Source organism: Ewingella sp. AOP9-I1-14, from assembly GCF_052375995.1.
In the GTDB taxonomy this organism is placed as follows: domain Bacteria; phylum Pseudomonadota; class Gammaproteobacteria; order Enterobacterales; family Enterobacteriaceae; genus Ewingella; species Ewingella allii.
Genome location: NZ_JBQSVA010000001.1, coordinates 710,562 through 731,431, shown reverse-complemented (window position 1 = coordinate 731,431; position 20,870 = coordinate 710,562). Strand labels below are relative to the sequence as shown.

Sequence of the window (20,870 nt, the reverse complement as noted above, 5' to 3'; positions counted from 1 at the left end):
TTGTGTCTGGCAATCAACAATCTACGCCAGATATTGCAAGCTGTAGCATTAGAAACTGTAGTTAAAGTTAGCACCGTACAGCATCGCGGTACCTTTGGCCTGGAACTCATAGTTCGGCACGCCATTCGCCACTTTCTCGCTGATGTTAACCGTCTGGCCGTGCATGTAAGACACACCCAGGTCAACAGACGCATCTTTGTTAAACGCATAAGTGGTACCGGCGCTTATCCAGAAACGGTCTTGGTCAGGAATAGAGATGGTGCGGTTGTCTGCTGGAACCGGGCTATCATCGAAGGCGATACCGGTACGGAAAGTCCAGTTATCGTCATAGTAATAGGTGGTACCCAGCGCGATGCGGTAAGCATCGTGATAGTTTTCTTCTTTTTGGAACAGCGTCTGACCGTTGTTGCCAGTGGCTTTCAGCTCCTGGAATTCGCTCCAGCTGGTGTAAGCCAGGCTATAGTGAATCGCCCATTTCGGTGCCACTTTGTTATAACCTGAGATTTCCCACATTTCTGGCAAGTTCAGTGTCAAAGAGCCAGGAATAGTGCTGCCGCCGGTTCCGCCCGCCTGAACTGGGACGCTGTTGCGGTAATCGCCTTTAAAGTCGATATCCACTTTGGAACGGTAAGTGAAACCGTAGCGGTTATTTTCATCCACTTCATACAGGATACCGGCATTCCAGCCGAAGCCCCATTCGTCACCTTTCAGGTGAGCAATCTCGGTCTTCGCAGGCAATTGGCCGCGCGATTGGATTGGGCCTAGCTCACCCGCCGTACGGCTGATTTTCGCTTTGGCCCACACGGCGTCGAAGCCTAAACCTAAGCTGAAGTGCTCGTTAACACGGTACGCGGCGCTTAAGTTGTTGTTGATGGTGATCAGGTCGGTTTTACCGCCTAAAGGACCTGCCGCGTAGTTGTCATTGAACTCGGTCGCCAGACCGTAGTTGGAGGTGGAAGATGCTCCCAACGCCCACTTGTCGTTCAACGGCAGAATGAAGTGCAGGTTCGGCACCCACTGGTTTGGCGCGATGTTATCGGCGTCAGTGCTGTTGCCGGTGATTGGCGAGCGACCCGTAATATTGACGTCAGGCGCGACGTAAATCGCACCGCCGGAGAAAGAAGGGCGATCAAACATGGTCATGGTTGCCGGGTTTCGGCTGCCAGATGCTGCGGTATCAGCAATGGCCCCTTCACCTGAAAACGAACGGCCAAGACCGGCTGCGGTGTATTCATTTAACTGAAAACCGGCCGCATACACGTTTGAGGAAACAATTGCCACTGCAGCTGCCAGAGCTGATCTTTTCAACAGGTTTTTCTGGTTCATGACCAAAACCTCAATTTTATGTTTTTATCAAACAATGTTACATCAAGTAACAATGAGCGCGGGATTGTAGGGTTCGTTCTCAGTCTGACAAATCAGACCAGTGAGCGAAGTATAGGTCCGACCTGTATACATGTTGCAATGATGTTTCATGGATATTTCCAATTTGATGCCAGAAATTAGATCCGCTTAACAAAAAACATACAGCTCCGGCGGAACTTAATAACTTGGAAGATAAAAATTGGTGACATTTATAACCTTTTGAATTTATTTCTGTGATATTAGTCACTTAAAAGACACACAAAAAGTAAGTGCTAGGCGTAGCGGCTGAGCAGGCGTAAAATAGTGGATGAAAATACACCTTTGAATGACCAACAGGGCCGACCGCCAAGGCGTAAATTTGGCCCAGGAGAAGATTATGTCCGAAGCAACTTTGTCATCGAAATCCACCCAGCCTCTGCACTCCATTAACAAATGCGGCGCGGAAGAAACGGCGGCCTGCTGTTGCGTTGACGTCGGTACTATCATGGACAACACCGACTGCACCGCCTCCTACAGTCACGTTTTTGCCAACCAAGCCCAGGCCAATGAGATGTTAAATAGCCTGACCGCCAAAGCGCGCGCGGTGGAATCTGAGCCTTGCGTCATTGATAGCCGAATTGAAAAGGTTGAAGGCGGCGTTGAGCTGAATATCGACTTCACATTCTCTTGCCAAGCCGAAACCATGATCTTCCAGCTGGGATTGCGCTAATCCCCTTCACAAAAATGAGCCAGTTCTTCAAGCCGCGACCCCTGTGTCGCGGTTTTTTTTTGCAGTCGCTCGCAGTTCCCTCCTTTAGGCATTTGCTAAATGTAAACATATGGTTAAAACTGACTTATCAGGTCTGACCTCTTAATTTGGAGTCCGTATGAATAAGGTTATCCCGCTGGTGACGCGTGAAGGCGATCGCATTGCGATTGTCGATGGTTTACGCACGCCATTCGCTAAGCAGGCCACGGCGTACCACGGCATTCCGGCGGTGGATTTAGGTAAGATGGTGGTCAGTGAGCTGCTGGCGAAAAGCGGCATTGACCCCCAAATCATTGATCAGCTGGTGTTTGGGCAGGTGGTGCAAATGCCCGAAGCACCGAATATTGCGCGCGAAATCGTGCTCGGCACCGGCATGAGCGTCTCGACCGACGCCTATAGCGTCTCCCGCGCCTGCGCCACCAGTTTTCAGGCCGTGGCCAATGTGGCGGAAAGCATCATTAGCGGCTCGGTCAGTATCGGCATCGCCGGGGGCGCGGACTCCTCTTCGGTCTTGCCGATTGGGGTCAGCAAACGGCTGGCTCGCACTTTAGTCGATGTGAATAAAGCCCGCACGCTGTCACAGCGCCTGGCGCTGTTTAGCAAATTGAAATTCCGCGACTTGCTGCCGGTGCCGCCCGCCGTGGCCGAGTACTCCACCGGCCTGCGCATGGGTGACACCGCCGAACAGATGGCGAAAACCCACGGTATTTCCCGCCAGCAGCAGGACGAACTGGCGCACCGTTCCCACACTTTAGCGACTCAGGCGTGGGAAAATGGCTATCTTGATTCGCAGGTGATGGCCGCCCAAGTGCCGCCGTACCGCGACGTTTTGCAAAAAGACAACAACATCCGCACCCAGTCTGAACTGAGCCAATACACCAAGCTGCGTCCGGCGTTTGACCGCCGCCACGGTACGGTCACTGCGGCGACCAGCACGCCATTAACCGACGGCGCTGCGGCGGTGCTGATGATGAGTGAATCCCGCGCGCGCGAACTTGGCCTAAAACCTCTGGGTTATCTGAAAAGTTTTGCCTTCGCCGCCATCGACGTTTGGGAAGACATGCTTCTTGGGCCAGCCTATGCCACGCCGATTGCCCTGGACAGGGCAGGGCTGACGCTCGGCGATTTAGACTTAATTGAGATGCACGAGGCTTTCGCCGCGCAAACGCTGGCAAACATCAAAATGTTTGCCAGTGAGACGTTCGCCCGTGAGAAGCTGGGCCGTGAACAATCCATCGGCGAAATAGACTGGGAGAGATTCAACGTGCTCGGCGGTTCACTGGCCTATGGCCATCCTTTTGCCGCCACCGGGGCGCGCATGATCACCCAAACATTACACGAGCTTCGCCGTCGCGGCGGGCGTTACGGGCTGACCACTGCCTGTGCGGCGGGTGGTTTAGGTGCCGCAATGATTCTGGAGGCAGCCGAATGACCGACGATCTGTTCTTACTGGAGAACCAGCCCGATTCTGCATTCAAACTGACCTTTACCAACCAGCACGTTGGCATCATCACCATCGACGTGCCGAATGAAAAGGTGAATACCTTAAAGGCTGAATTTGTTGAACAAATCGGCACGATTTTGCAGAAAGCCCAGCAATATTCACAGTTGAAAGGGCTGGTACTGATTTCCGGCAAAACCGACTCTTTTATTGCCGGGGCTGATATCAGCATGATCAGCGGCTGCAAAACGGCCCGCGAGGCCAGTGAGTTAGCCACCAAAGGCCAGACGGTGATGTCGCACATTTCGGCATTCCCTGTGCCGGTGGTGGCCGCCATTCACGGAGCCTGCCTCGGCGGCGGGCTAGAGTTGGCGCTGGCCTGCCACGCGCGAATCTGCTCACTGGACGATAAAACCCAGCTTGGCCTGCCTGAAGTGCAGCTTGGCCTGTTGCCGGGTTCCGGCGGCACGCAGCGACTGCCAAGGCTGATTGGCGCGCCGAAAGCGCTGGATATGATGCTCACCGGGCGCAGCATTCGCGCCAAGCAGGCTCAGCGAATGGGGCTGGTGGACGACGCCGTGCCGCAATCCATTTTGCTGCAAACCGCCATCGATCGCGTGCTGCAAGGGCGCAAAACCCGTGCACCTCTGCCCTGGCAGGCGCGTTTGGCGGGCGGTCCCTTGGGCAAGGCACTCCTATTCTCGGTAGTTCGCAAGAAGACCCGGGCTAAAACCCACGGTAACTATCCCGCCACCGAAAAGATCATCGACGTGGTGAAACAGGGGCTGGATAGCGGGCGTACCAGTGGTTATCAGGCCGAGGCCGAAGCCTTTGGCGAGCTGGTGATGACGCCACAGTCGGCGGCGCTGCGCGGCTTGTTCTTTGCCTCCACGGCGCTGAAAAAAGAGCGTGGGGCAGACGCCGACCCGCTGCCACTGCGCAGAGTGGGCATTCTCGGCGGCGGGCTAATGGGCGGCGGTATCGCCAATGTCACTGCGACGCGGGCCGGGCTGCCGGTGAGAATTAAAGACATCAATCAGGAAGGGATCCGCCACGCGCTGAAATACAGCTGGGACCTGCTGGAGAAGCGCGTGCGCCGCGGGCGACTGAAAAAGGCCGAGCAGCAGCGGCAGATGATGCTGATTTCCGGCACCACGGATTACAGCGGCTTTGAGCGCGTCGATCTGGTGGTCGAAGCCGTGTTTGAGGATTTAGCGCTGAAGCAAAAAATGGTCGCCGAGATAGAACAAAACGCCTCTGAGCATACGGTTTTTGCTTCAAACACCTCTTCTTTGCCGATTCACGACATTGCGGCCACCGCCAGTAGGCCGCAGAACGTGATTGGTCTGCACTATTTCAGCCCGGTGGACAAAATGCCGTTGGTGGAAGTTATTCCACATGCAGGCACCAGTGAGCAGACTATTTCGACCACAGTCGCGCTGGCGAAGAAACAGGGAAAAACGGCGATTGTGGTGGGGGACAGCGCCGGGTTCTATGTAAACCGTATTCTTGCTCCTTATATTAATGAAGCGGCGCGCTGCTTATTAGAAGGGGAGCCGATTGAACATATTGATAAAGCACTGGTTGATTTCGGTTTCCCGGTCGGGCCACTGCAATTGCTGGACGAGGTAGGGATCGACGTCGGCACCAAAATCATTCCGATTCTGGTCAATGCCTTGGGTCCGCGCTTTGCCGCGCCGCGTGCGCTGGATGCCGTGCTGCAAGACGACCGTAAAGGGCGCAAAAATGGCAAAGGCTTCTATCTCTACGCCGATAAAGGCCGCGCGTCGAAGAAGAAACAGGCTGACCCGGCGATTTACCGTTTGCTCAACCTGTCGCCAAAACAGCAGCAGGGCGGGGAGCTGATTGCTCGTCGCTGCGTGATGCTGATGCTCAACGAGGCGGTGCGCTGTCTGGACGAAAATGTCATTCGCAGCGCACGAGATGGCGATATTGGCGCAGTGTTTGGCATCGGCTTCCCGCCGTTCCTCGGAGGGCCGTTCCGCTACATCGACCAACTCGGCGCAGCAGAGGTGCTGAAAACCTTGCAGGGCCTCCAGCAGCATTATGGCGAGCACTTCGCGCCATGCTCTGGCTTGATACGCCGGGCGCAGGAGGGCAGCCGTTTCTATCCATGATGCTATTGGTCATGATGCAGTTGGCTTGAAAAAGCGGAGGATGATGAAAAGCTTTCATGCCGAGATTATTGCAGCGCGCATGAAAGCTCATCATCCTGTGACAACGATCACGGCTAAGGCAGCGTTTTCGCGGGAATCTGGCAGGGTCTGTTTCTGGATACTGTAATGAGTCAGGTAATGCATTTGTGCGAAAGAAATATTGTGAGCTGCTTAGGCAGTGATGAGCTTTACAGCAAGCGTTTGAAATACATCCAATATGATTAATAAGTAGGCAAACTAGTTTACAAGTGGAATCAGTTGATGTAAAAAACAGCGTTTTCTTTACGTGAAGTTTCAGGCAAAATGCCCGGCCGCCATAGAGAGACGGCGCGTTAGGTGGCTGTGGTTTGCCCTTCAGGCTTTCAACGAAAGCATCGGGCAAAGGGTGATACAGCACGCAAGGCGTTTCTGTATAGCGCTATTTTTGTTAACAAAAGCGGTGCAATATGCAAGTTGTGATTATGCGTCACGGTGAGGCAGCTCTTGAAGCAGCCAGTGATTCGGCAAGACCTCTTACCGAGTGCGGATGTGACGAATCAGTACATATGGCGGCGTGGCTGAAAGGTCGCGCAATCAATATTCAGCGTGTTTTGGTTAGCCCGTATCTACGTGCGCAGCAGACGCTGGAAAAAGTGAAACAGGCCATCGGCCTGCCCGATGAGGTGGAAGTTCTGAAAGAACTGACTCCGGGTGGGGATCCGGCCATCGTCGCGCAAGAACTTCATGCGCTGGCGCTGGAAGGTGTAAGCAGCGTGCTGGTGGTTTCACACCTGCCGCTGGTGGGGTATCTGGTCGCCGAGTTGTGCCCGGGCGTTTGCCCGCCGATGTTCGCCACATCTGCGATGGCCAGCGTAGAGTTAGACGCTGAAACCGGCAAAGGCACCTTTGACTGGCAGTTCAGCCCTTGTCAGGTGATGGCGAAAGTCTAAAACGTTGCTCCGCTAAAAATGAAAAAGCACAGCTCAGGCTGTGCTTTTTTGCTTTCTGCTTTTGCGAATCAGTGGCGGTTACAGCTCTTGCTGCTTATCGTCCAGTTCAATTAGCACTAACAGCGCGGCGGTTCCGCCCAGCTCTTTGGGTGCCTGATGAAAGGCTAACACGTTAGGGTGCTGCGCCAGCCACAGCGGCGTCTGTTGCTTGAGGATGTGCTTGCCGTGACCGTGCATCACGCAGGCGCAATGTACGTGCTCGCGGCGGCAGGCGGCAATCAGCGCGCCCAGCTCCTGCTTGGCTTCGCGCTGGGTCAGGCCGTGTAAATCGAGAAACAGCTCCGGCGAGTAGTCGCCGCGGCGCAGCTTCTTTAATTCGAAATGGCTGACATCAGGGCGCAGGTGGCGCACCGGGCCTTCTTCCTGCAACATCGGCTGGAATTCATCGGAGAAGTAGTAAGTCGCGTCAACCTGTTCTTGCAACAGCTTTTTTGGGGATACTTCGGTCACTTTTTTACGCACCGGACGATGAGTAATAGTGTCATTTTGCAGGCGTTTAATCCCCGGCACGGCTTCACGGAAAAGCAGCTTTTCCTCCGGGCTTAGCGCATGTTTTTTCTTCATGGATTCGTCATCATTCTTAGCACATTTTCACAGTGTACCTGCGCATTAGTCGAGGGTTAACAAAAACTCAGACTTAAATTCCCATCACTTCTCGCAACAACTTCCTATAGCTGCTGATTTGTCCCCGGCTTCGTGGCAAACTATGCGGCAAATTAGGTACTGTAAACCCACGGTTAAAGGGCTGTTAAAAGCCAGCCTGCCGTCAGGAGAGAAAATTGGACAAAATATTCGTAGATGAAGCCGTAGGCGAGCTTCACACCATTCAGGACATGCTGCGTTGGACAGTAAGCCGCCTGAACGCCGCTAATGTTTATTATGGCCATGGTACCGATAACCCGTGGGATGAAGCCGTGCAGCTGGTGCTGCCAAGCGTGTTCCTGCCGCTCGACATTCCAGAAGATATGCACACCGCGCGCCTGACCTCCAGTGAGCGCCATCGCATCGTTGAGCGCGTGATCCGCCGCGTTAACGAGCGCGTTCCTGTCGCCTATCTGACTAACAAAGCCTGGTTCTGCGGCATGGAGTTCTACGTTGACGAACGCGTGCTGGTGCCGCGCTCACCGATTGGCGAGCTGATCGACAATCGCTTCTCCGGCATTCTGCGCGACAAGCCGCAGCATATCCTCGATATGTGTACCGGCAGCGGCTGTATTGCTATCGCCTGTGCCTATGCCTTCCCGGAAACGGAAGTCGACGCGGTAGATATCTCTGCCGACGCGCTGGCGGTGGCCGAACGCAATATCGAAGCCCACGGCGTGGAGAACTGGGTGACGCCAATTCGCTCCGACCTGTTCCGTGAACTGGTGTCATTGCAGTACGACCTCATCGTCACCAACCCGCCATACGTTGACGAAGAAGATATGTCAGACCTGCCGCAGGAATATCGCCACGAGCCCGAGCTGGGCCTGGCTTCCGGCACTGACGGTCTGAAGCTGACTCGCCGCATTCTGGCCTGCGCGCCAGACTACCTGACAGAGCAGGGCGTGCTGATTTGTGAAGTGGGTAACAGCATGGTACATCTGATGGAACAGTACCCAGATATTCCATTTACCTGGCTGGAATTCGAAAACGGCGGCGACGGCGTATTTATGCTGACCAAGCAGCAGTTGCTGGATTGCGCTGAGTATTTCACTGCTTACCGCGACTAAAAAATTTTGGGTGACGGGCCTCGCAGCCGGTCACCTCATCAAATAAACAACATAATGGTTAAGGAGCCGTGATGGCAGGGAACAGTATTGGGCAGTTTTTCCGCGTCACCACTTTTGGCGAATCCCACGGCGTGGCCTTGGGTTGCATCATCGACGGCGTGCCACCGGGCATTCCGCTGACCGAAGCAGATTTGCAGCACGATCTCGATCGCCGCCGTCCGGGCACGTCGCGTTACACCACTCAGCGCCGCGAACCGGATCAGGTGAAGATCCTCTCCGGCGTGTTCGAAGGGGTGACTACTGGCACCAGCATCGGCCTGATCATCGAGAATACTGACCAGCGCTCTCAGGATTACAGCGCAATTAAAGACGTTTTCCGTCCGGGACACGCTGACTACACCTATGAGCAGAAATATGGCGTGCGCGACTACCGCGGCGGCGGTCGTTCTTCTGCCCGTGAAACCGCGATGCGCGTTGCCGCCGGTGCCGTCGCCAAGAAATATTTGGCGCAAAAATTTGGCGTTAAAGTCCGTGGCTATCTGGCACAGATTGGCGACGTCAGCTGTGAGCTGAAAGATTGGGACTTAGTAGAAACCAACCCCTTCTTCTGCCCGGATGAGTCCAAGCTGGAGGCGCTGGATGAACTGATGCGCGAGTTGAAAAAGGCCGGTGACTCTATCGGCGCGAAAATTACCGTGATGGCTGAAAACCTGCCAGCGGGCCTCGGTGAGCCGGTCTTCGACCGTCTTGACGCTGATTTGGCTCACGCGCTGATGAGCATCAACGCAGTGAAAGGTGTTGAAATCGGCGACGGTTTTGCCGTGGTGACTAAGCGCGGTAGCGAAAACCGTGACGAAATCACGCCAAATGGGTTTGAAAGCAACCACGCAGGCGGCATTCTCGGCGGTATCAGCAGCGGCCAGCCGGTTATCGCGCATATCGCGCTGAAACCGACCTCCAGCATTACCGTGCCTGGGCGCACCATTAACCGCCAAGGGGAGCAGGTGGAGATGATCACCAAAGGTCGCCATGACCCTTGTGTTGGCATCCGCGCCGTGCCAATCGCTGAAGCGATGATGGCTATCGTGCTGATGGACCACTTGCTGCGCCAACGTGCGCAAAACGGTGACGTGAACTCAAGCGTTCCGCGCTGGTGATTAGCGAATCGAAGGTGGTAAACCGATGAAACCTGCTTTCATGACGGCAAATTTGTTTAAAACGGCCTGCGCGGGTCTGCTGGCGCTGGCGTTTTGCGCGCCCGCTCTGGCGGTAACGCCTTGGCAGAAAATCACCCATCCGGTGGCTGGATCGCCGCAGGCCATCGGGGGGTTCGCCAACGGCTGCCAGATTGGCGCCCAGCCTCTGCCACTAAACTCGCCTAATTACCAGGTGATGCGCACTGACCAGCACCGCTATTTCGGCCAGCCTGATCTGCTGGCTTTTATCAAACGTCTGGGACTTCAGGCGACGGATAAAGGCCTTGGCACCATGCTGATTGGCGATATGGCGATGCCAGCCGGTGGTCGTTTCAGCAGCGGACATGCCAGCCACCAGTCGGGTTTGGATGTTGATATCTGGCTGCAATTGCCGCGTCAGCGCTGGAGCGAGCAGATGCTGCTCAAGCCGCAGCCTATTGATTTGGTCAATGCTGACGGTAAAACCGTCAATCAGCGACAGTGGCAACCACGCATTGAAACGCTGATCAAGCTGGCCGCGCAGGACAGCGACGTGACGCGCATCTTCGTCAACCCGGCCATCAAACAGCAGCTGTGTGCCGATGCGGGAACGGATCGCGCGTGGCTGCATAAAGTTCGTCCGTGGTTTGGCCATCGTGCGCACATGCATGTCCGTCTGCGTTGCCCTGCGGGCAGCCTGGAATGTGAAGATCAGGCGCCACCTCCGCCGGGAGATGGTTGCGGCGCGGAACTGCAAAGTTGGTTCCTGCCACCGAAACCGGGCACCGGTACACCAGTGAAAAAAGAGCCACCTCCGTTGCCGCCGTCTTGTCAGGCGCTGCTGGATAAACACGTGCTCTAATCGCTATTGAACATTCCCCGCTTTATAGAGCGAGACAAAAAGAAAAATGGATTGGTTGATTGTTGCCCCTTGGGTAGTAGGCGTTCTGTTTTTAGTGGCTGTTTTAGCGGGGTTTATTGATTCAATAGCCGGTGGCGGTGGGCTACTCAGCTTGCCGGCACTGCTGGCGGCGGGTGTGTCTCCCGCTCAGGCGATTGCCACCAATAAGCTGTCGGCGGTAGGGGGATCTTTCTCCGCTAGCCTGTACTTTGTGCGCCGTGGGGTGGTGAACCTTAACGACCAAAAGCTCAATATTGCCTGCACCTTTGTTGGCTCGGTATTGGGCGCGATTTTGATTCAGCACCTGCGCGCAGACATGCTCCGGCAGATCCTGCCGCTGCTGATCATCTGCATTGGTCTCTATTTTCTGCTGACGCCAAGATTGGGCGAAAGCGATCGTCAGCGCCGCTTATCCGCGCTGCCTTATGCATTAGTCGGTGGCGGCTGCGTTGGTTTTTATGACGGCTTCTTCGGGCCGGGGGCGGGCTCTTTCTACGCGCTGGGCTTTGTGACGCTGTGCGGCTTTAATCTTGCCAAAGCCACGGCACACGCCAAAGTGCTGAACTTCACCTCTAACTTTGGTGGCCTGCTGTTTTTCATCATGGGCCACAAAGTGATTTGGAGTATTGGCTTGGTGATGCTGGCCGGGCAGTTTATCGGCGCGCGCCTCGGCGCTCGCATGGTGTTATCTAAAGGGCAGAAGATGATCCGCCCGATGGTGGTCTGTGTGTCAACGGTAATGAGCTGTAAGCTGATTTATGACAGCCACGGGGCGGAGATCTACCAGTGGCTCAGTTTGCACCTATAGCAACAGGCGAGTCACTGAGGCAAATCACTGATCAACATCAGTAAAAACAATATTCAAATAGGGGAGTATTTGCCCCTAATTTCACTTGATAGAGTTTCGCAGCAACTATGTCCGATTCAACAGAAACCCATAATTATCATCAATTAATCCAGATTTTTGATTCCTGCTTCTATGAGGAATTCAACACCCGGCTGATTAAAGGTGATGACGAGCCAATTTACCTGCCCGCCGATGAACAGGAAGATTTCAATCGCATCGTTTTTGCTCACGGCTACTACGCCAGCGGGCTGCATGAAATCTCCCACTGGTGCGTGGCGGGGGCCGAGCGCCGCAAGCTGGTGGATTTCGGTTACTGGTATTGCCCGGATGGCCGTGATGCGCAAACGCAAAGTGAATTCGAGAAGGTGGAAATTAAGCCCCAGTCCTATGAGTGGTTATTTTGCGCCGCCGCCGGGTTCCGCTTTAACGTCAGTTGTGACAATCTGAGCGGCGATTGTGAGCCGGACCGCGTGGCTTTCCACAATAAGGTCCGCGAAGAAGTGCTGCGGATCTTGCAACAAGGCGTCCCAGAAAGACCGGCGCGCTTTATAAAAGCGTTACAATCGTTTTACAATACGGCACCTTTGACGGCGGCAGATTTCCCTGCGCTGCAACCGCTAGAATGAATTTCTGAATATTGAATAATTGAGGATGATTGATGATCGCAGAATTTGAAGCGCGTATTTTGACGCTGATTGACGACATGGTTGAAAGCGCCAGCGATGATGAGCTGTTCGCCAGTGGCTATCTGCGAGGCCATCTGACCGTGGCGGTTGCCGACGCGGAAGAAAACGGCGAACACACTGCCGAAGCATTGAAAATTCGTGTCCGACACAGTCTGGATAAGGCTATTCAGGCCGGAGAGCTCTCCCCGCGCGATCAGGTTCTGGTGCTCGGCATGTGGGAAAATCTCTATCAGGCGTCTCTGCCAGAAGCCAAATAATCAGTCATACCTTGTAAAAACAAAGGGCCGCCAGGCCCTTTGTCAACGCTGTCAGTTCTCTTCACTCACCACCGGTTTGCCTTTCAGCAGCTTTCTTACCCACATGCGATGTGGATTAAGCGCCGCCAGCGTTTCGCTATCGAGCGGCATCGGCTCCCCTGAAATTTGCGCCGCCAGCACTTCCGCCACCAGCGGGGCCGAGCTTAGCCCACGCGAACCGAGCGCCCCAAGCAGGAATAGATTGCGATGGTATGGCGCATCAGCCACCGGCTGGCCGCGTTTCACGGCGATATCCAGCTTGCTATAAGCCTCAAGCATGGCGTCATAATCGGCAACTGCGCCCACCATCGGGAGATGGTCGCGTGTCGCGCAACGCACGCCGTTTCGCGCCTCGCCGCTGCTCACGTCGACTGCTCGTGCCCAGCCGGCTTGCGGCAAGCAGTCAATCAGCCGCTGGCGGTTCTGCTGCTGATCGTCTTCGCGATAAGCCGTCGACCTGTCAGCGCGGTGATAGCTCGCGCCGATACAGTGATGCTGATTCGCCGGGTTAACCGGGGTGAGGTAGCCGTCATAGCACAGCACCTGTTTAAGCTTTTGCAGCTCAGGCGTGGTGGGAATATGTGAAACCTGACCGCCGACGGCGTAGACCGGCAGCTTCTCGGTTTGCTGGAAATCAGTAATATTCGCCCCGTTTGCCAGCAACAGGCTGTCATGCACTAGGGTTTCGCCATTGGCGAAGGTCAGCGCCCAGCGGCTGTCCTCGGTCTGTCGTAACGCCGTGACCGGCTGGTTGAAATATGCCTTTAGCCCGCGCGTCTCTGCCAGTCGGATTAACTCCGTGGTGAGTTGAGCGGGGCAGAGCCAGCCCCCCAGCCCATAGCTGATCCCGCCGTGATGACACGCTAAGCCGCAAGCTTCGGTCAGCTGCTGCTGAGTGAGGGCGGTGGCTAGCTCGGCGGGCAGTTCGCCTGCGAGGATCTTATCAATTTTCCCCTGACTCTTGGCGTCATAGCCAATCTGGCTTACGCCGCACCACTGATGGTCGAAGGCCACGCCACTTGCTGCTAAAGCCTGATACTGGCGACGGGCGAAGGTGAATGCGTGGGAGAAAAATCGCTCCAGCGCGTCGCCTTTACCATTAAGTAAGGGGTAAACCGCGCCCTGACGATTCCCCGAAGCTCCCTGAGCCGGTTGGTCATCGGCACAATAAAGAGTGACGTTAAAATCACGCCGCAGCAGCGCCAGTGCCAGCACGGCACTGGCGACGCCACCGCCGATTATGGCAATGTTTTGGGTGTTTTCCGCCGCCGGTCTCTGATACCACGGAGCCGAATGTGGCAGATTTAGCGGATTATTCATCACGCCGCTAAGCATATGTTTCTTTTGACCGAACCCTTTCACTTTCTCGACGTCAAAGCCTGCATCGAGTAAACCGCGACGGACAAAACCGGCCACGGTAAAGGTTGCCAGCGTACCTTGCGAGCGTGAAAGCCGCGCCATATTGGCGAACAGCTCGGGAGTCCACATATCGGGGTTTTTAGAAGGGGCAAAACCGTCTAAAAACCAGGCGTCAACCTGTTGATTCATACTGCTGTCACAAGCCGGAAGCAGGGTAGTAACATCGCCGAACCATAGGTCGAGAGTGATGCGCCCGTCGTCCAGCAGCAGGCGATGGCAGCCGGAAAAAGGCAGCGGCCATTGGGCAACAAGTTGTCTGGCATAGTCGGCAAGTTCAGGCCACTGGTTTAAGGCGGCAGTCAGGTCATTTACGGACAGTGGAAATTTCTCGAAGCTAATGAAATGCAGGCGTTTTAGACGAGCTTCGGGCTGCTGCTGGGTAAAGTCATCAAAGGCTTGCCACAGAGTGAGAAAGTTCAGGCCGGTGCCAAATCCGGTTTCTGCAATAACGCAGACCGAGCGCGGATGTTCGGCAAAGCGTTGTGGGAATCCATTACCGTTTAGAAAGACGTGGCGTGTTTCCAGCAGGCCGTTTTGGTTGGAAAAATAGACGTCATCAAAATGTCGGGAAACAGGTGTACCCTGTTCGTTCCAACTTAATTCGGCGGGCTGGATTGGGGTGTGGCTCACATGAAACTCCCTCAGTTCAAGGCGATGCCGAAGTTTAACGGCCAGTTTGACCTCGCGCAAATTTACTGCGATTTACACAAGGAATTGCTGATCGGACTTGTTCGGCGTACAACTGTACGCTAGAGTGCGTCACGAAATCCCGAATAGTTAATAGTACAAGAGGTATTAAATGAAACGTGCAGTCATTACTGGCCTGGGTATCATCTCGAGCATCGGTAACAACAAGCAGGAAGTACTTAACTCCCTGCAAGAAGGGCGCTCAGGGATCACCTTCTCGCAAGAGTTGAAAGATGCCGGAATGCGTAGCCATGTCTGGGGTGATGTTAAGTTAGACACCGCAGGGCTTATCGATCGTAAGGTCGTGCGTTTCATGAGTGATGCTTCTATCTACGCTTATCTGTCCATGCAGCAGGCTATCGAAGATTCTGGCCTGACGCCTGAGATGGTTTCTAACGAGCGTACCGGCCTGATCGCAGGTTCCGGTGGTGGTTCACCACGTAACCAGGTTGCGGGTTCTGACGGCATGCGTGCTAAAGGTCTGCGCGGCGTAGGTCCATACATGGTGACTAAGGCGATGGCGTCTGGCGTTTCTGCTTGCCTCGCGACTCCGTTCAAAATTCGTGGCGTTAACTATTCCATCAGCTCTGCTTGTGCGACCTCTGCTCACTGCATCGGTAACGCGGTAGAGATGATTCAGCTCGGTAAGCAAGACGTGGTGTTCGCTGGTGGCGGTGAAGAGCTTTGCTGGGAAATGGCCTGTGAGTTCGACGCTATGGGCGCACTCTCTACCAGCTACAATGACACTCCAGATAAAGCTTCCCGTACTTACGATAAAGCCCGTGACGGTTTCGTCATCGCTGGCGGCGGCGGTATGGTTGTTGTGGAAGAGCTGGAACACGCTCTGGCACGTGGCGCGCACATCTACGCAGAAATCGTGGGCTACGGCGCAACATCTGACGGCGCAGACATGGTTGCTCCATCAGGCGAAGGCGCAGTGCGCTGTATGAAGATGGCAATGCAGGGTGTGGACACCCCGATTGACTACGTCAACGTACACGGTACTTCTACTCCAGTAGGCGATGTGAAAGAACTCGGCGCAATCCGCGAAGTGTTCGGCGCTACAACACCAGCACTGTCTTCTACTAAAGCCATGACCGGCCACTCACTGGGTGCTGCGGGCGTGCAGGAAGCCATCTACACCCTGCTGATGGCTGAAAATAACTTCATCGCGCCAAGCATCAACATCGAAAACCTCGATGAGCAGGCTGAAGGTATGGACATCATCACTAAGCCAACTCAGCGCGAGCTGACTACCGTGATGTCTAACAGCTTCGGCTTCGGCGGTACTAACGCCACGCTGGTTATGCGTAAGCTGAAAAACGACAAGTAATCTCGTCGTTCTCTTTGAAAAACCCGCCATCGTGCGGGTTTTTTTATGCCCGCCGTTATACTCCCCAATGCCTCAACAGCTACAAACGACTTAACTAATCAGGTACAATTCCGCCGCTTTCTTTTCACTCAATAGATACTTTTATAACTAAGATGCAATGCTCTCACTTAGCCAGATAAAGCACAGGCACACTCTTTTTCCTGCCTGGCTTGGGATTCTGGCCATCCTGATGTTATTTATCGCGCCGGTGGTGTCAAAATCACTGGTGGCTGCTGGCATGTCGCATTCGATGATGCCTGGCATGGCGATGACAGAGATGTCGATGGCATCGATGGATATGTCAGAGATGTCAGAGTCCGACATGCCGATGTCGCATGACGAGATGGCTGAACAGGCTGATACTGCGGCTCATCAAAACTCTATGCCCATGCACGATATGGGGCTGGGAGTGATGATGCCCGGCGACATGAGTGACGCAGCCTGTGGTTACTGCGTACTTTTAGTCCACCTGCCGCTGTTGCATATGTTAGCGCTGCCGATGCTGTGGGTGTCTAACACCTCCAGCCGCGCACCGCCGCGCCTCGCAGCCGTTCGTCCTGTTCCCACTGCTTTCTACCCTGACTCTCAGCCTCGCGCCCCTCCTGCTTTTAAATAGCTTTTTGTTTCTTCTATTAAACATCGTCTGAACAGTGCCGACCTGGCTTTGCTGTTCTGCACCTGCTATTTAAACACTCAGGAAACATTCTTGATGAGCCATCCTGCAAGCTCTACCAAAATGACGGCCAAAGCCGCGTCCATTGCGTTACTCAAGCGTATCCATTTCTATATCGGTTTGTTCGTCGGGCCTTTTATCTTTGTCGCCGCGCTGACCGGCACGCTGTATGTACTTACCCCTCAGCTAGAAAACCACTTGTACGCCAACGAGCTTTTCACTTCCGCGAAAGGCGACGTGCAGCCGATCTCTCGGCAAATTGAAGCTGCGCTGGCCATTGCTGGCGATCAGGCGAAGATCGCTGCGATTCGTCCAGCCCCTGCGCTGGGGGAAACCACGCGGGTTATGCTGTCCGACCCAAGCCTCGGTGCGTCCAAAACCAAGGCAATATTTGTTGACCCCGTGACGCTGGATATCAAGGGTGAAGAGACCGTCTATGGCACCAGCGGCATCCTGCCTTTACGCACCTGGCTCGATGAGCTTCACCGCGAGTTGCTGCTAGGCGATATTGGCCGTAATTACAGCGAACTCGCCGCTTCATGGCTGTGGGTTGCGGCACTGGGCGGCATTCTTCTATGGGCAACCAGCCGACAGAAAACCCGTGGCAACCGTAAGCTTACCGGCACGGCTGCCAAGCAGCACATTAGCCGCCGCTGGCATACCTGGCTTGGCATCACGCTGCTGGTTGGCATGCTGTTTCTGTCGGTAACGGGCCTGACATGGTCACAGTGGGCCGGGAGCAATATCAGCATCCTGCGTGAACATATGGGCTGGATGACCCCTTCGGTCGCGACCACTCTGGCAGGCGAAAAATCGGCTCCTGCGGGTGAACATGCCGAGCACCAGATGAGTGATATGAGCATGGCAGATATGCCTGACATGCCCGATATGGCAGCTCATCACATGCCAGCAAAAGTTGAGCCTGTTAATGTTTTGCCGATCACTTTCGATCAGGTCATCGCCGCCGCGCGTCATGCAGGGATCACGGCTAACAAAATAGAAATTCGCCCGGCTTATGCGGCGGATAAGGCCTGGACGGTGACGGAAGTGGACCGAAGCTGGCCGACGCAGGTTGATGCCGTATCGGTTAACCCTCAGACAATGGCGATTATTGACCATACCGAGTTTGCCCATTTCCCGCTGCTGGCGAAGCTCACTCGCTGGGGCGTTGATGCCCATATGGGTATTCTGTTTGGCTTCTGGAATCAGGCTATTCTGGTGCTGTTCGGCATTGGGCTGTGCGTGATGATTGGCTGGGGCTACCGCATGTGGTGGCTGCGCCGTCCGGCGATGAACAGCGGCCCGCATCCGGTGGTAACCCTGATTCAAACGTGGCGCCAACTTCCTGCCAGCCTGCAATGGCCAATTGGGCTGATAGCACTGGCTCTCTCCATCAGCCTGCCAGTGATGGGGGTAAGCCTGCTTATCTTCTTGCTGATTGATGTGCTCCGTTGGCTGCGACATAGAAACCGGCTCCAAGCTGTTGCGGTGAATTAATGAGCGCCGACTTTAGCTCGCAGCGTGCAAATAACAAGCTGAAATAAGGGATTGCGAGCCTTCTCGCAAATTATTGACGAGGCCCTCAGCGGCCTCGTTTTTTATTACGAGGTTTGCTGGAAAACTCATTTTTGCAGTAGCGGGCCGCAACGTCTTCGGGTAACGTCAGCGCAATCGACAGGGTCACTCATTGCGGAAAACTATGCTGGCAACTTTCTTCACAACATTACTCAAGCCCTTCTTACGTGACCGTTTTTTGCACGTCTTATTGCTACTGGGTGTGGTACTGACTCTTTTCCAGCCGGAGAAAATCCACCAATTTGCACAATTTGTAGATTGGTCAACTATCGTCACGCTGATTGGGTTGCTGATGCTGACCAAGGGCGTTGAGGTGAGCGGCTACTTTGATTTTGTTGGCCGTAAGATGATCAACAGCATCAACAATGAGCGCTATTTGGCGCTGTTTTTGGTTTGTGCCGCCGCGCTGCTTTCTACCTTTATGACCAATGACGTGGCGCTGTTTATCGTCATTCCACTCACGATCACCCTAAAAAAGCTCTCTACGCTGCCCGTCACGCGACTGATCATCTTTGAGGCGTTGGCGGTGAACGCGGGCTCCTTACTTACGCCTATCGGTAATCCGCAAAATATCTTGTTGTGGAACAAATCCGGCCTGTCATTTTTGGGGTTTATAGCCCAAATGAGCCCGCTGGCATTCGTCAGTTTTGCGGCATTATTGATAGTGACTTGGCTGAGTTTCCCAGCGATAAAGCTGAAAAGGCTGGAGAATAATCAGGGCTATCCATACCAGAAAAAACTGCTTTTTAGCTGTCTGGTGATGTATGTGGTGTTCATTGGCTGTGTGGATTTCGGCTTGGCGCTATATGGCCTGATTGCCGTGCTGCTGTGCTTTCTTTTGCTGGCGCGGCAGGTGCTGTTGCGCATCGACTGGCCGTTGATTCTGGTGTTTATCGCCATGTTTATCGACGTGCGGTTGATTGTCGGTTTAGACGCCGTGCGTGACGCGGTGAACCAGATTGCACACCTAAGCCCGGCGGGCGTTTACGCCCTTGGTATCGGGCTGTCGCAGGTCATTAGCAACGTGCCAGCTACCATTTTGATGATTAACTACGTGCCACCTAACGCCTTGCTGGCTTACGCCGTTAACGCTGGCGGTTTCGGCCTTGCGATTGGTTCACTGGCTAACCTCATTGCCCTGCGCATGGCCAACGATCGCAAGATCTGGCTCAAGTTCCACTATTTCTCCTTCCCATTCCTTATTTTAAGTGGCCTGAGCGGCTGGCTATTACTGGCTTGGATCTAAGGGCAGCTTGGCTAATCGATTAACCGCTGAGGTTATGTCTCCCGGCGTTAATGCCGAGAAGCCGAGCAGCCAGCCATCAGGTATTTGCTCCTGCGCGCCAGCTTCGGGCAGCCACAGCGGCGAAAGGCGTGGCGTGACGACACCCTGTTGCAAGGCCAGCTGAGTCAGCCTCTTTTCGGAGCCAGCGGGCAGGCGAGCCGCCAGCTGTAAGCCTCCGGCGGCGGGTTGCGGAATCAGCCAGTTTGCGAGCTTTTGCTGGATCTCCTCCAGCAAATGATTGCGGCGGCTATGGTAAAGCTGGCGTGAAAAACGCAAGTGCGCGGCGAAATGGCCAGACTGAATAAAATCAGCCGTCACCGCCTGCATCAACTGAGACGAATGGCCGTCATATACCGTGCGCAGCGTGGTCATAGGCTCTACCAGCGCCTCGGGCAGCACAGCGTAGGCCAGACGTAAGGAAGGAAAGAGCACTTTGGAAAAGGTGCCGAGATAAATCACCTGCTGTTGTTTATCGAGTCCCTGCATGGCGGGCAAAGGGCGGCCATCATAATGTAGCTCGCTGTCGTAATCATCCTCGATGATCCACGACTGATATTTCCGCGCCAGCCCCAGTAGCGCCAGTCGGCGTGGCAGGCTAAGACTAACGCCGGAAGGGTAGTGGTGGGAAGGCGTGAGATAGATAACTTTAGGCTGAACGGTTTGGCCGACTGGGTTCATGCCTTCTTCATCCACTCCCACCGGGTATATCTTGCCGCCCGCGCTGGTAAAGGCATTTCTTGCGCCGAGATAGCCCGGCTGTTCTAGCCAGACGCTATCACCCCGATCGAGCAGCAGAGTTGCCAAGAGCTGCAAAGCCTGCTGCGAGCTGGTGGTGATCATGATTTGCTGCGGGCTGCACTGCACGCCGCGAGATTGCTGGAGGTAAGCACAAATGGCTTCGCGCAGGGGAGCAAAACCCTGCGGATCGCCATAGCCGAGCAGCGTTGTGCCCCCGATGCGTAGATGCTTGTTGATCAACTGCTGCCAAATTTTCAGCGGGAAGACGCGTAAGTCCGGGCTACCCGCGGCGAAGGGCAGAGGTGACTGAGGGTCTTGGCAGCCGCCGGTCGCGACAATTTGCTGGCCGCGAGCTGAAAGAGTCGCCAGCCTTGGTGTCAGTCTGTGGCTCTTTTTAAAGGTCGTTTCCGGCGGCATGGCGATACTGACAAAGGTGCCTTTGCCTATCTCGCGGCGCAAATAGCCCTCGGCTTCGATTTGCGCGTAGGCGGCCTCAACCGTGATGCGCGAAATACGCAAGTCGGCGGCGAGTTGGCGTGAAGAAGGCAGTCGCAGTCCATTGCTTAAAGCGCCACTGTTAATCGCCTTTCGCAGCGTAACGCAAAGCCTCTCGCGTAAATTGAGTCCTGGTTCGAGGCTATTCTCAAACAGGGTAAGTAAGGTCGAGGAGCCAGTGTAAGTGCGCATATGGGTCTTATAGAAATTGGGGAATTGGCATTATGAATAAGACCAAAATAGCGGATGATACAACCGTTGTCATGCTGCGCCTTATGCGCTGCGTTCC

Annotated in this window: 18 protein-coding genes; 14 read left to right on the top strand and 4 right to left on the bottom strand. The window is 54.7% G+C overall.

Annotated features, from left to right (window positions below; all coding sequences use genetic code 11):
• Positions 1-48 precede the first annotated feature (48 nt).
• Complete coding sequence (gene fadL / locus ACT3RT_RS03380; protein WP_496202492.1) at positions 49-1,326, bottom strand: long-chain fatty acid transporter FadL; 1,278 nt, start codon at positions 1,324-1,326, stop codon at positions 49-51.
• Positions 1,327-1,741: 415 nt separating this feature from the next.
• Between fadL and ACT3RT_RS03375 the strand changes: the two genes are divergently transcribed.
• From ACT3RT_RS03375 to sixA, 4 genes are all read left to right on the top strand, one after another.
• Positions 1,742-2,074: a YfcZ/YiiS family protein gene (locus ACT3RT_RS03375; RefSeq protein WP_496202491.1), complete on the top strand. Its 333-nt coding sequence runs from the start codon at positions 1,742-1,744 to the stop codon at positions 2,072-2,074.
• A 157-nt stretch (positions 2,075-2,231) separates the two neighbouring features.
• Positions 2,232-3,545, top strand: coding sequence for an acetyl-CoA C-acyltransferase FadI (fadI, locus tag ACT3RT_RS03370; RefSeq protein WP_353502810.1), 1,314 nt, complete (start codon positions 2,232-2,234; stop codon positions 3,543-3,545).
• Entirely contained in the window at positions 3,542-5,692 is a 2,151-nt protein-coding gene (gene fadJ, locus ACT3RT_RS03365; RefSeq protein ID WP_496202490.1) for a fatty acid oxidation complex subunit alpha FadJ, read from the top strand. Before fadI ends, fadJ begins: the two co-directional genes overlap by 4 nt.
• Before the next feature lie 485 nt (positions 5,693-6,177).
• Positions 6,178-6,660, top strand: coding sequence for a phosphohistidine phosphatase SixA (gene sixA / locus ACT3RT_RS03360; protein WP_034791867.1), 483 nt, complete (start codon positions 6,178-6,180; stop codon positions 6,658-6,660).
• Positions 6,661-6,738: 78 nt separating this feature from the next.
• Here sixA and smrB read toward each other — a convergent pair whose 3' ends face one another.
• Positions 6,739-7,284 (bottom strand): endonuclease SmrB, encoded by a 546-nt coding sequence (gene smrB, locus ACT3RT_RS03355; RefSeq protein WP_485901451.1) that lies wholly within the window; start codon positions 7,282-7,284, stop codon positions 6,739-6,741.
• A 215-nt stretch (positions 7,285-7,499) separates the two neighbouring features.
• Between smrB and prmB the strand changes: the two genes are divergently transcribed.
• The 6 genes from prmB (at position 7,500) to ACT3RT_RS03325 (ending at position 12,298) form a co-directional block, all read left to right on the top strand.
• Positions 7,500-8,432: a 50S ribosomal protein L3 N(5)-glutamine methyltransferase gene (prmB, locus tag ACT3RT_RS03350; protein WP_353502806.1), complete on the top strand. Its 933-nt coding sequence runs from the start codon at positions 7,500-7,502 to the stop codon at positions 8,430-8,432.
• A gap of 71 nt (positions 8,433-8,503) precedes the next feature.
• Positions 8,504-9,589, top strand: a complete 1,086-nt coding sequence (gene aroC / locus ACT3RT_RS03345) for a chorismate synthase (protein WP_353502805.1) — start codon at positions 8,504-8,506, stop codon at positions 9,587-9,589.
• Between the two features lie 25 nt (positions 9,590-9,614).
• Entirely contained in the window at positions 9,615-10,469 is an 855-nt protein-coding gene (gene mepA / locus ACT3RT_RS03340) for a penicillin-insensitive murein endopeptidase (RefSeq protein ID WP_496202489.1), read from the top strand.
• A 46-nt stretch (positions 10,470-10,515) separates the two neighbouring features.
• Entirely contained in the window at positions 10,516-11,316 is an 801-nt protein-coding gene (locus ACT3RT_RS03335) for a sulfite exporter TauE/SafE family protein (RefSeq protein WP_154145402.1), read from the top strand.
• Positions 11,317-11,423: 107 nt separating this feature from the next.
• Positions 11,424-11,981 carry an elongation factor P hydroxylase gene (locus tag ACT3RT_RS03330; RefSeq protein ID WP_353502802.1) on the top strand — a complete coding sequence of 186 codons (558 nt, stop codon included), beginning with the start codon at positions 11,424-11,426 and terminating at the stop codon, positions 11,979-11,981.
• Positions 11,982-12,013: 32 nt separating this feature from the next.
• Complete coding sequence (locus tag ACT3RT_RS03325; RefSeq protein ID WP_353502801.1) at positions 12,014-12,298, top strand: YfcL family protein; 285 nt, start codon at positions 12,014-12,016, stop codon at positions 12,296-12,298.
• Between the two features lie 51 nt (positions 12,299-12,349).
• Here the strand turns inward: ACT3RT_RS03325 and mnmC are convergent, their stop codons facing one another.
• Positions 12,350-14,386 (bottom strand): bifunctional tRNA (5-methylaminomethyl-2-thiouridine)(34)-methyltransferase MnmD/FAD-dependent 5-carboxymethylaminomethyl-2-thiouridine(34) oxidoreductase MnmC, encoded by a 2,037-nt coding sequence (gene mnmC / locus ACT3RT_RS03320; RefSeq protein ID WP_496202488.1) that lies wholly within the window; start codon positions 14,384-14,386, stop codon positions 12,350-12,352.
• Positions 14,387-14,555: 169 nt separating this feature from the next.
• Between mnmC and fabB the strand changes: the two genes are divergently transcribed.
• The 4 genes from fabB to ACT3RT_RS03300 all read left to right on the top strand — a co-directional run bounded on the left by fabB (position 14,556) and on the right by ACT3RT_RS03300 (position 19,309).
• On the top strand, positions 14,556-15,776 hold the full coding sequence (fabB, locus tag ACT3RT_RS03315; RefSeq protein WP_034791854.1) for a beta-ketoacyl-ACP synthase I: 1,221 nt from the start codon (positions 14,556-14,558) through the stop codon (positions 15,774-15,776).
• Positions 15,777-16,005: 229 nt separating this feature from the next.
• The gene (locus tag ACT3RT_RS03310; protein WP_496202487.1) at positions 16,006-16,431 is read left to right on the top strand and encodes a DUF2946 domain-containing protein; all 426 of its coding nucleotides are present in this window, start codon (positions 16,006-16,008) and stop codon (positions 16,429-16,431) included.
• A 93-nt stretch (positions 16,432-16,524) separates the two neighbouring features.
• On the top strand, positions 16,525-17,985 hold the full coding sequence (locus tag ACT3RT_RS03305) for a PepSY-associated TM helix domain-containing protein (protein ID WP_485901441.1): 1,461 nt from the start codon (positions 16,525-16,527) through the stop codon (positions 17,983-17,985).
• Between the two features lie 202 nt (positions 17,986-18,187).
• The gene (locus tag ACT3RT_RS03300) at positions 18,188-19,309 is read left to right on the top strand and encodes an SLC13 family permease (RefSeq protein WP_485901439.1); all 1,122 of its coding nucleotides are present in this window, start codon (positions 18,188-18,190) and stop codon (positions 19,307-19,309) included.
• Here the strand turns inward: ACT3RT_RS03300 and pdxR are convergent.
• A complete protein-coding gene (pdxR, locus tag ACT3RT_RS03295; protein WP_496202486.1) occupies positions 19,292-20,773 on the bottom strand; it encodes a MocR-like pyridoxine biosynthesis transcription factor PdxR in 1,482 nt (493 codons plus the stop codon). The genes ACT3RT_RS03300 and pdxR overlap by 18 nt on opposite strands.
• Positions 20,774-20,870: the final 97 nt, after the last annotated feature.

Excerpts from the sequence above, each read along its gene's own strand:
- fabB (WP_034791854.1), top strand. The coding sequence starts at position 14,556 with ATGAAACGTGCAGTCATTACTGGCCTGGGTATCATCTCGAGCATCGGT.
- ACT3RT_RS03375 (WP_496202491.1), top strand. The coding sequence starts at position 1,742 with ATGTCCGAAGCAACTTTGTCATCGAAATCCACCCAGCCTCTGCACTCC.
- pdxR (WP_496202486.1), bottom strand. The coding sequence starts at position 20,773 with ATGCGCACTTACACTGGCTCCTCGACCTTACTTACCCTGTTTGAGAAT.
- ACT3RT_RS03325 (WP_353502801.1), top strand. The coding sequence starts at position 12,014 with ATGATCGCAGAATTTGAAGCGCGTATTTTGACGCTGATTGACGACATG.
- ACT3RT_RS03300 (WP_485901439.1), top strand. The coding sequence starts at position 18,188 with ATGCTGGCAACTTTCTTCACAACATTACTCAAGCCCTTCTTACGTGAC.
- sixA (WP_034791867.1), top strand. The coding sequence starts at position 6,178 with ATGCAAGTTGTGATTATGCGTCACGGTGAGGCAGCTCTTGAAGCAGCC.
- fadL (WP_496202492.1), bottom strand. The coding sequence starts at position 1,326 with ATGAACCAGAAAAACCTGTTGAAAAGATCAGCTCTGGCAGCTGCAGTG.
- mepA (WP_496202489.1), top strand. The coding sequence starts at position 9,615 with ATGAAACCTGCTTTCATGACGGCAAATTTGTTTAAAACGGCCTGCGCG.
- fadJ (WP_496202490.1), top strand. The coding sequence starts at position 3,542 with ATGACCGACGATCTGTTCTTACTGGAGAACCAGCCCGATTCTGCATTC.
- aroC (WP_353502805.1), top strand. The coding sequence starts at position 8,504 with ATGGCAGGGAACAGTATTGGGCAGTTTTTCCGCGTCACCACTTTTGGC.
- ACT3RT_RS03330 (WP_353502802.1), top strand. The coding sequence starts at position 11,424 with ATGTCCGATTCAACAGAAACCCATAATTATCATCAATTAATCCAGATT.
- ACT3RT_RS03305 (WP_485901441.1), top strand. The coding sequence starts at position 16,525 with ATGAGCCATCCTGCAAGCTCTACCAAAATGACGGCCAAAGCCGCGTCC.
- fadI (WP_353502810.1), top strand. The coding sequence starts at position 2,232 with ATGAATAAGGTTATCCCGCTGGTGACGCGTGAAGGCGATCGCATTGCG.
- ACT3RT_RS03335 (WP_154145402.1), top strand. The coding sequence starts at position 10,516 with ATGGATTGGTTGATTGTTGCCCCTTGGGTAGTAGGCGTTCTGTTTTTA.
- ACT3RT_RS03310 (WP_496202487.1), top strand. The coding sequence starts at position 16,006 with ATGTTATTTATCGCGCCGGTGGTGTCAAAATCACTGGTGGCTGCTGGC.
- smrB (WP_485901451.1), bottom strand. The coding sequence starts at position 7,284 with ATGAAGAAAAAACATGCGCTAAGCCCGGAGGAAAAGCTGCTTTTCCGT.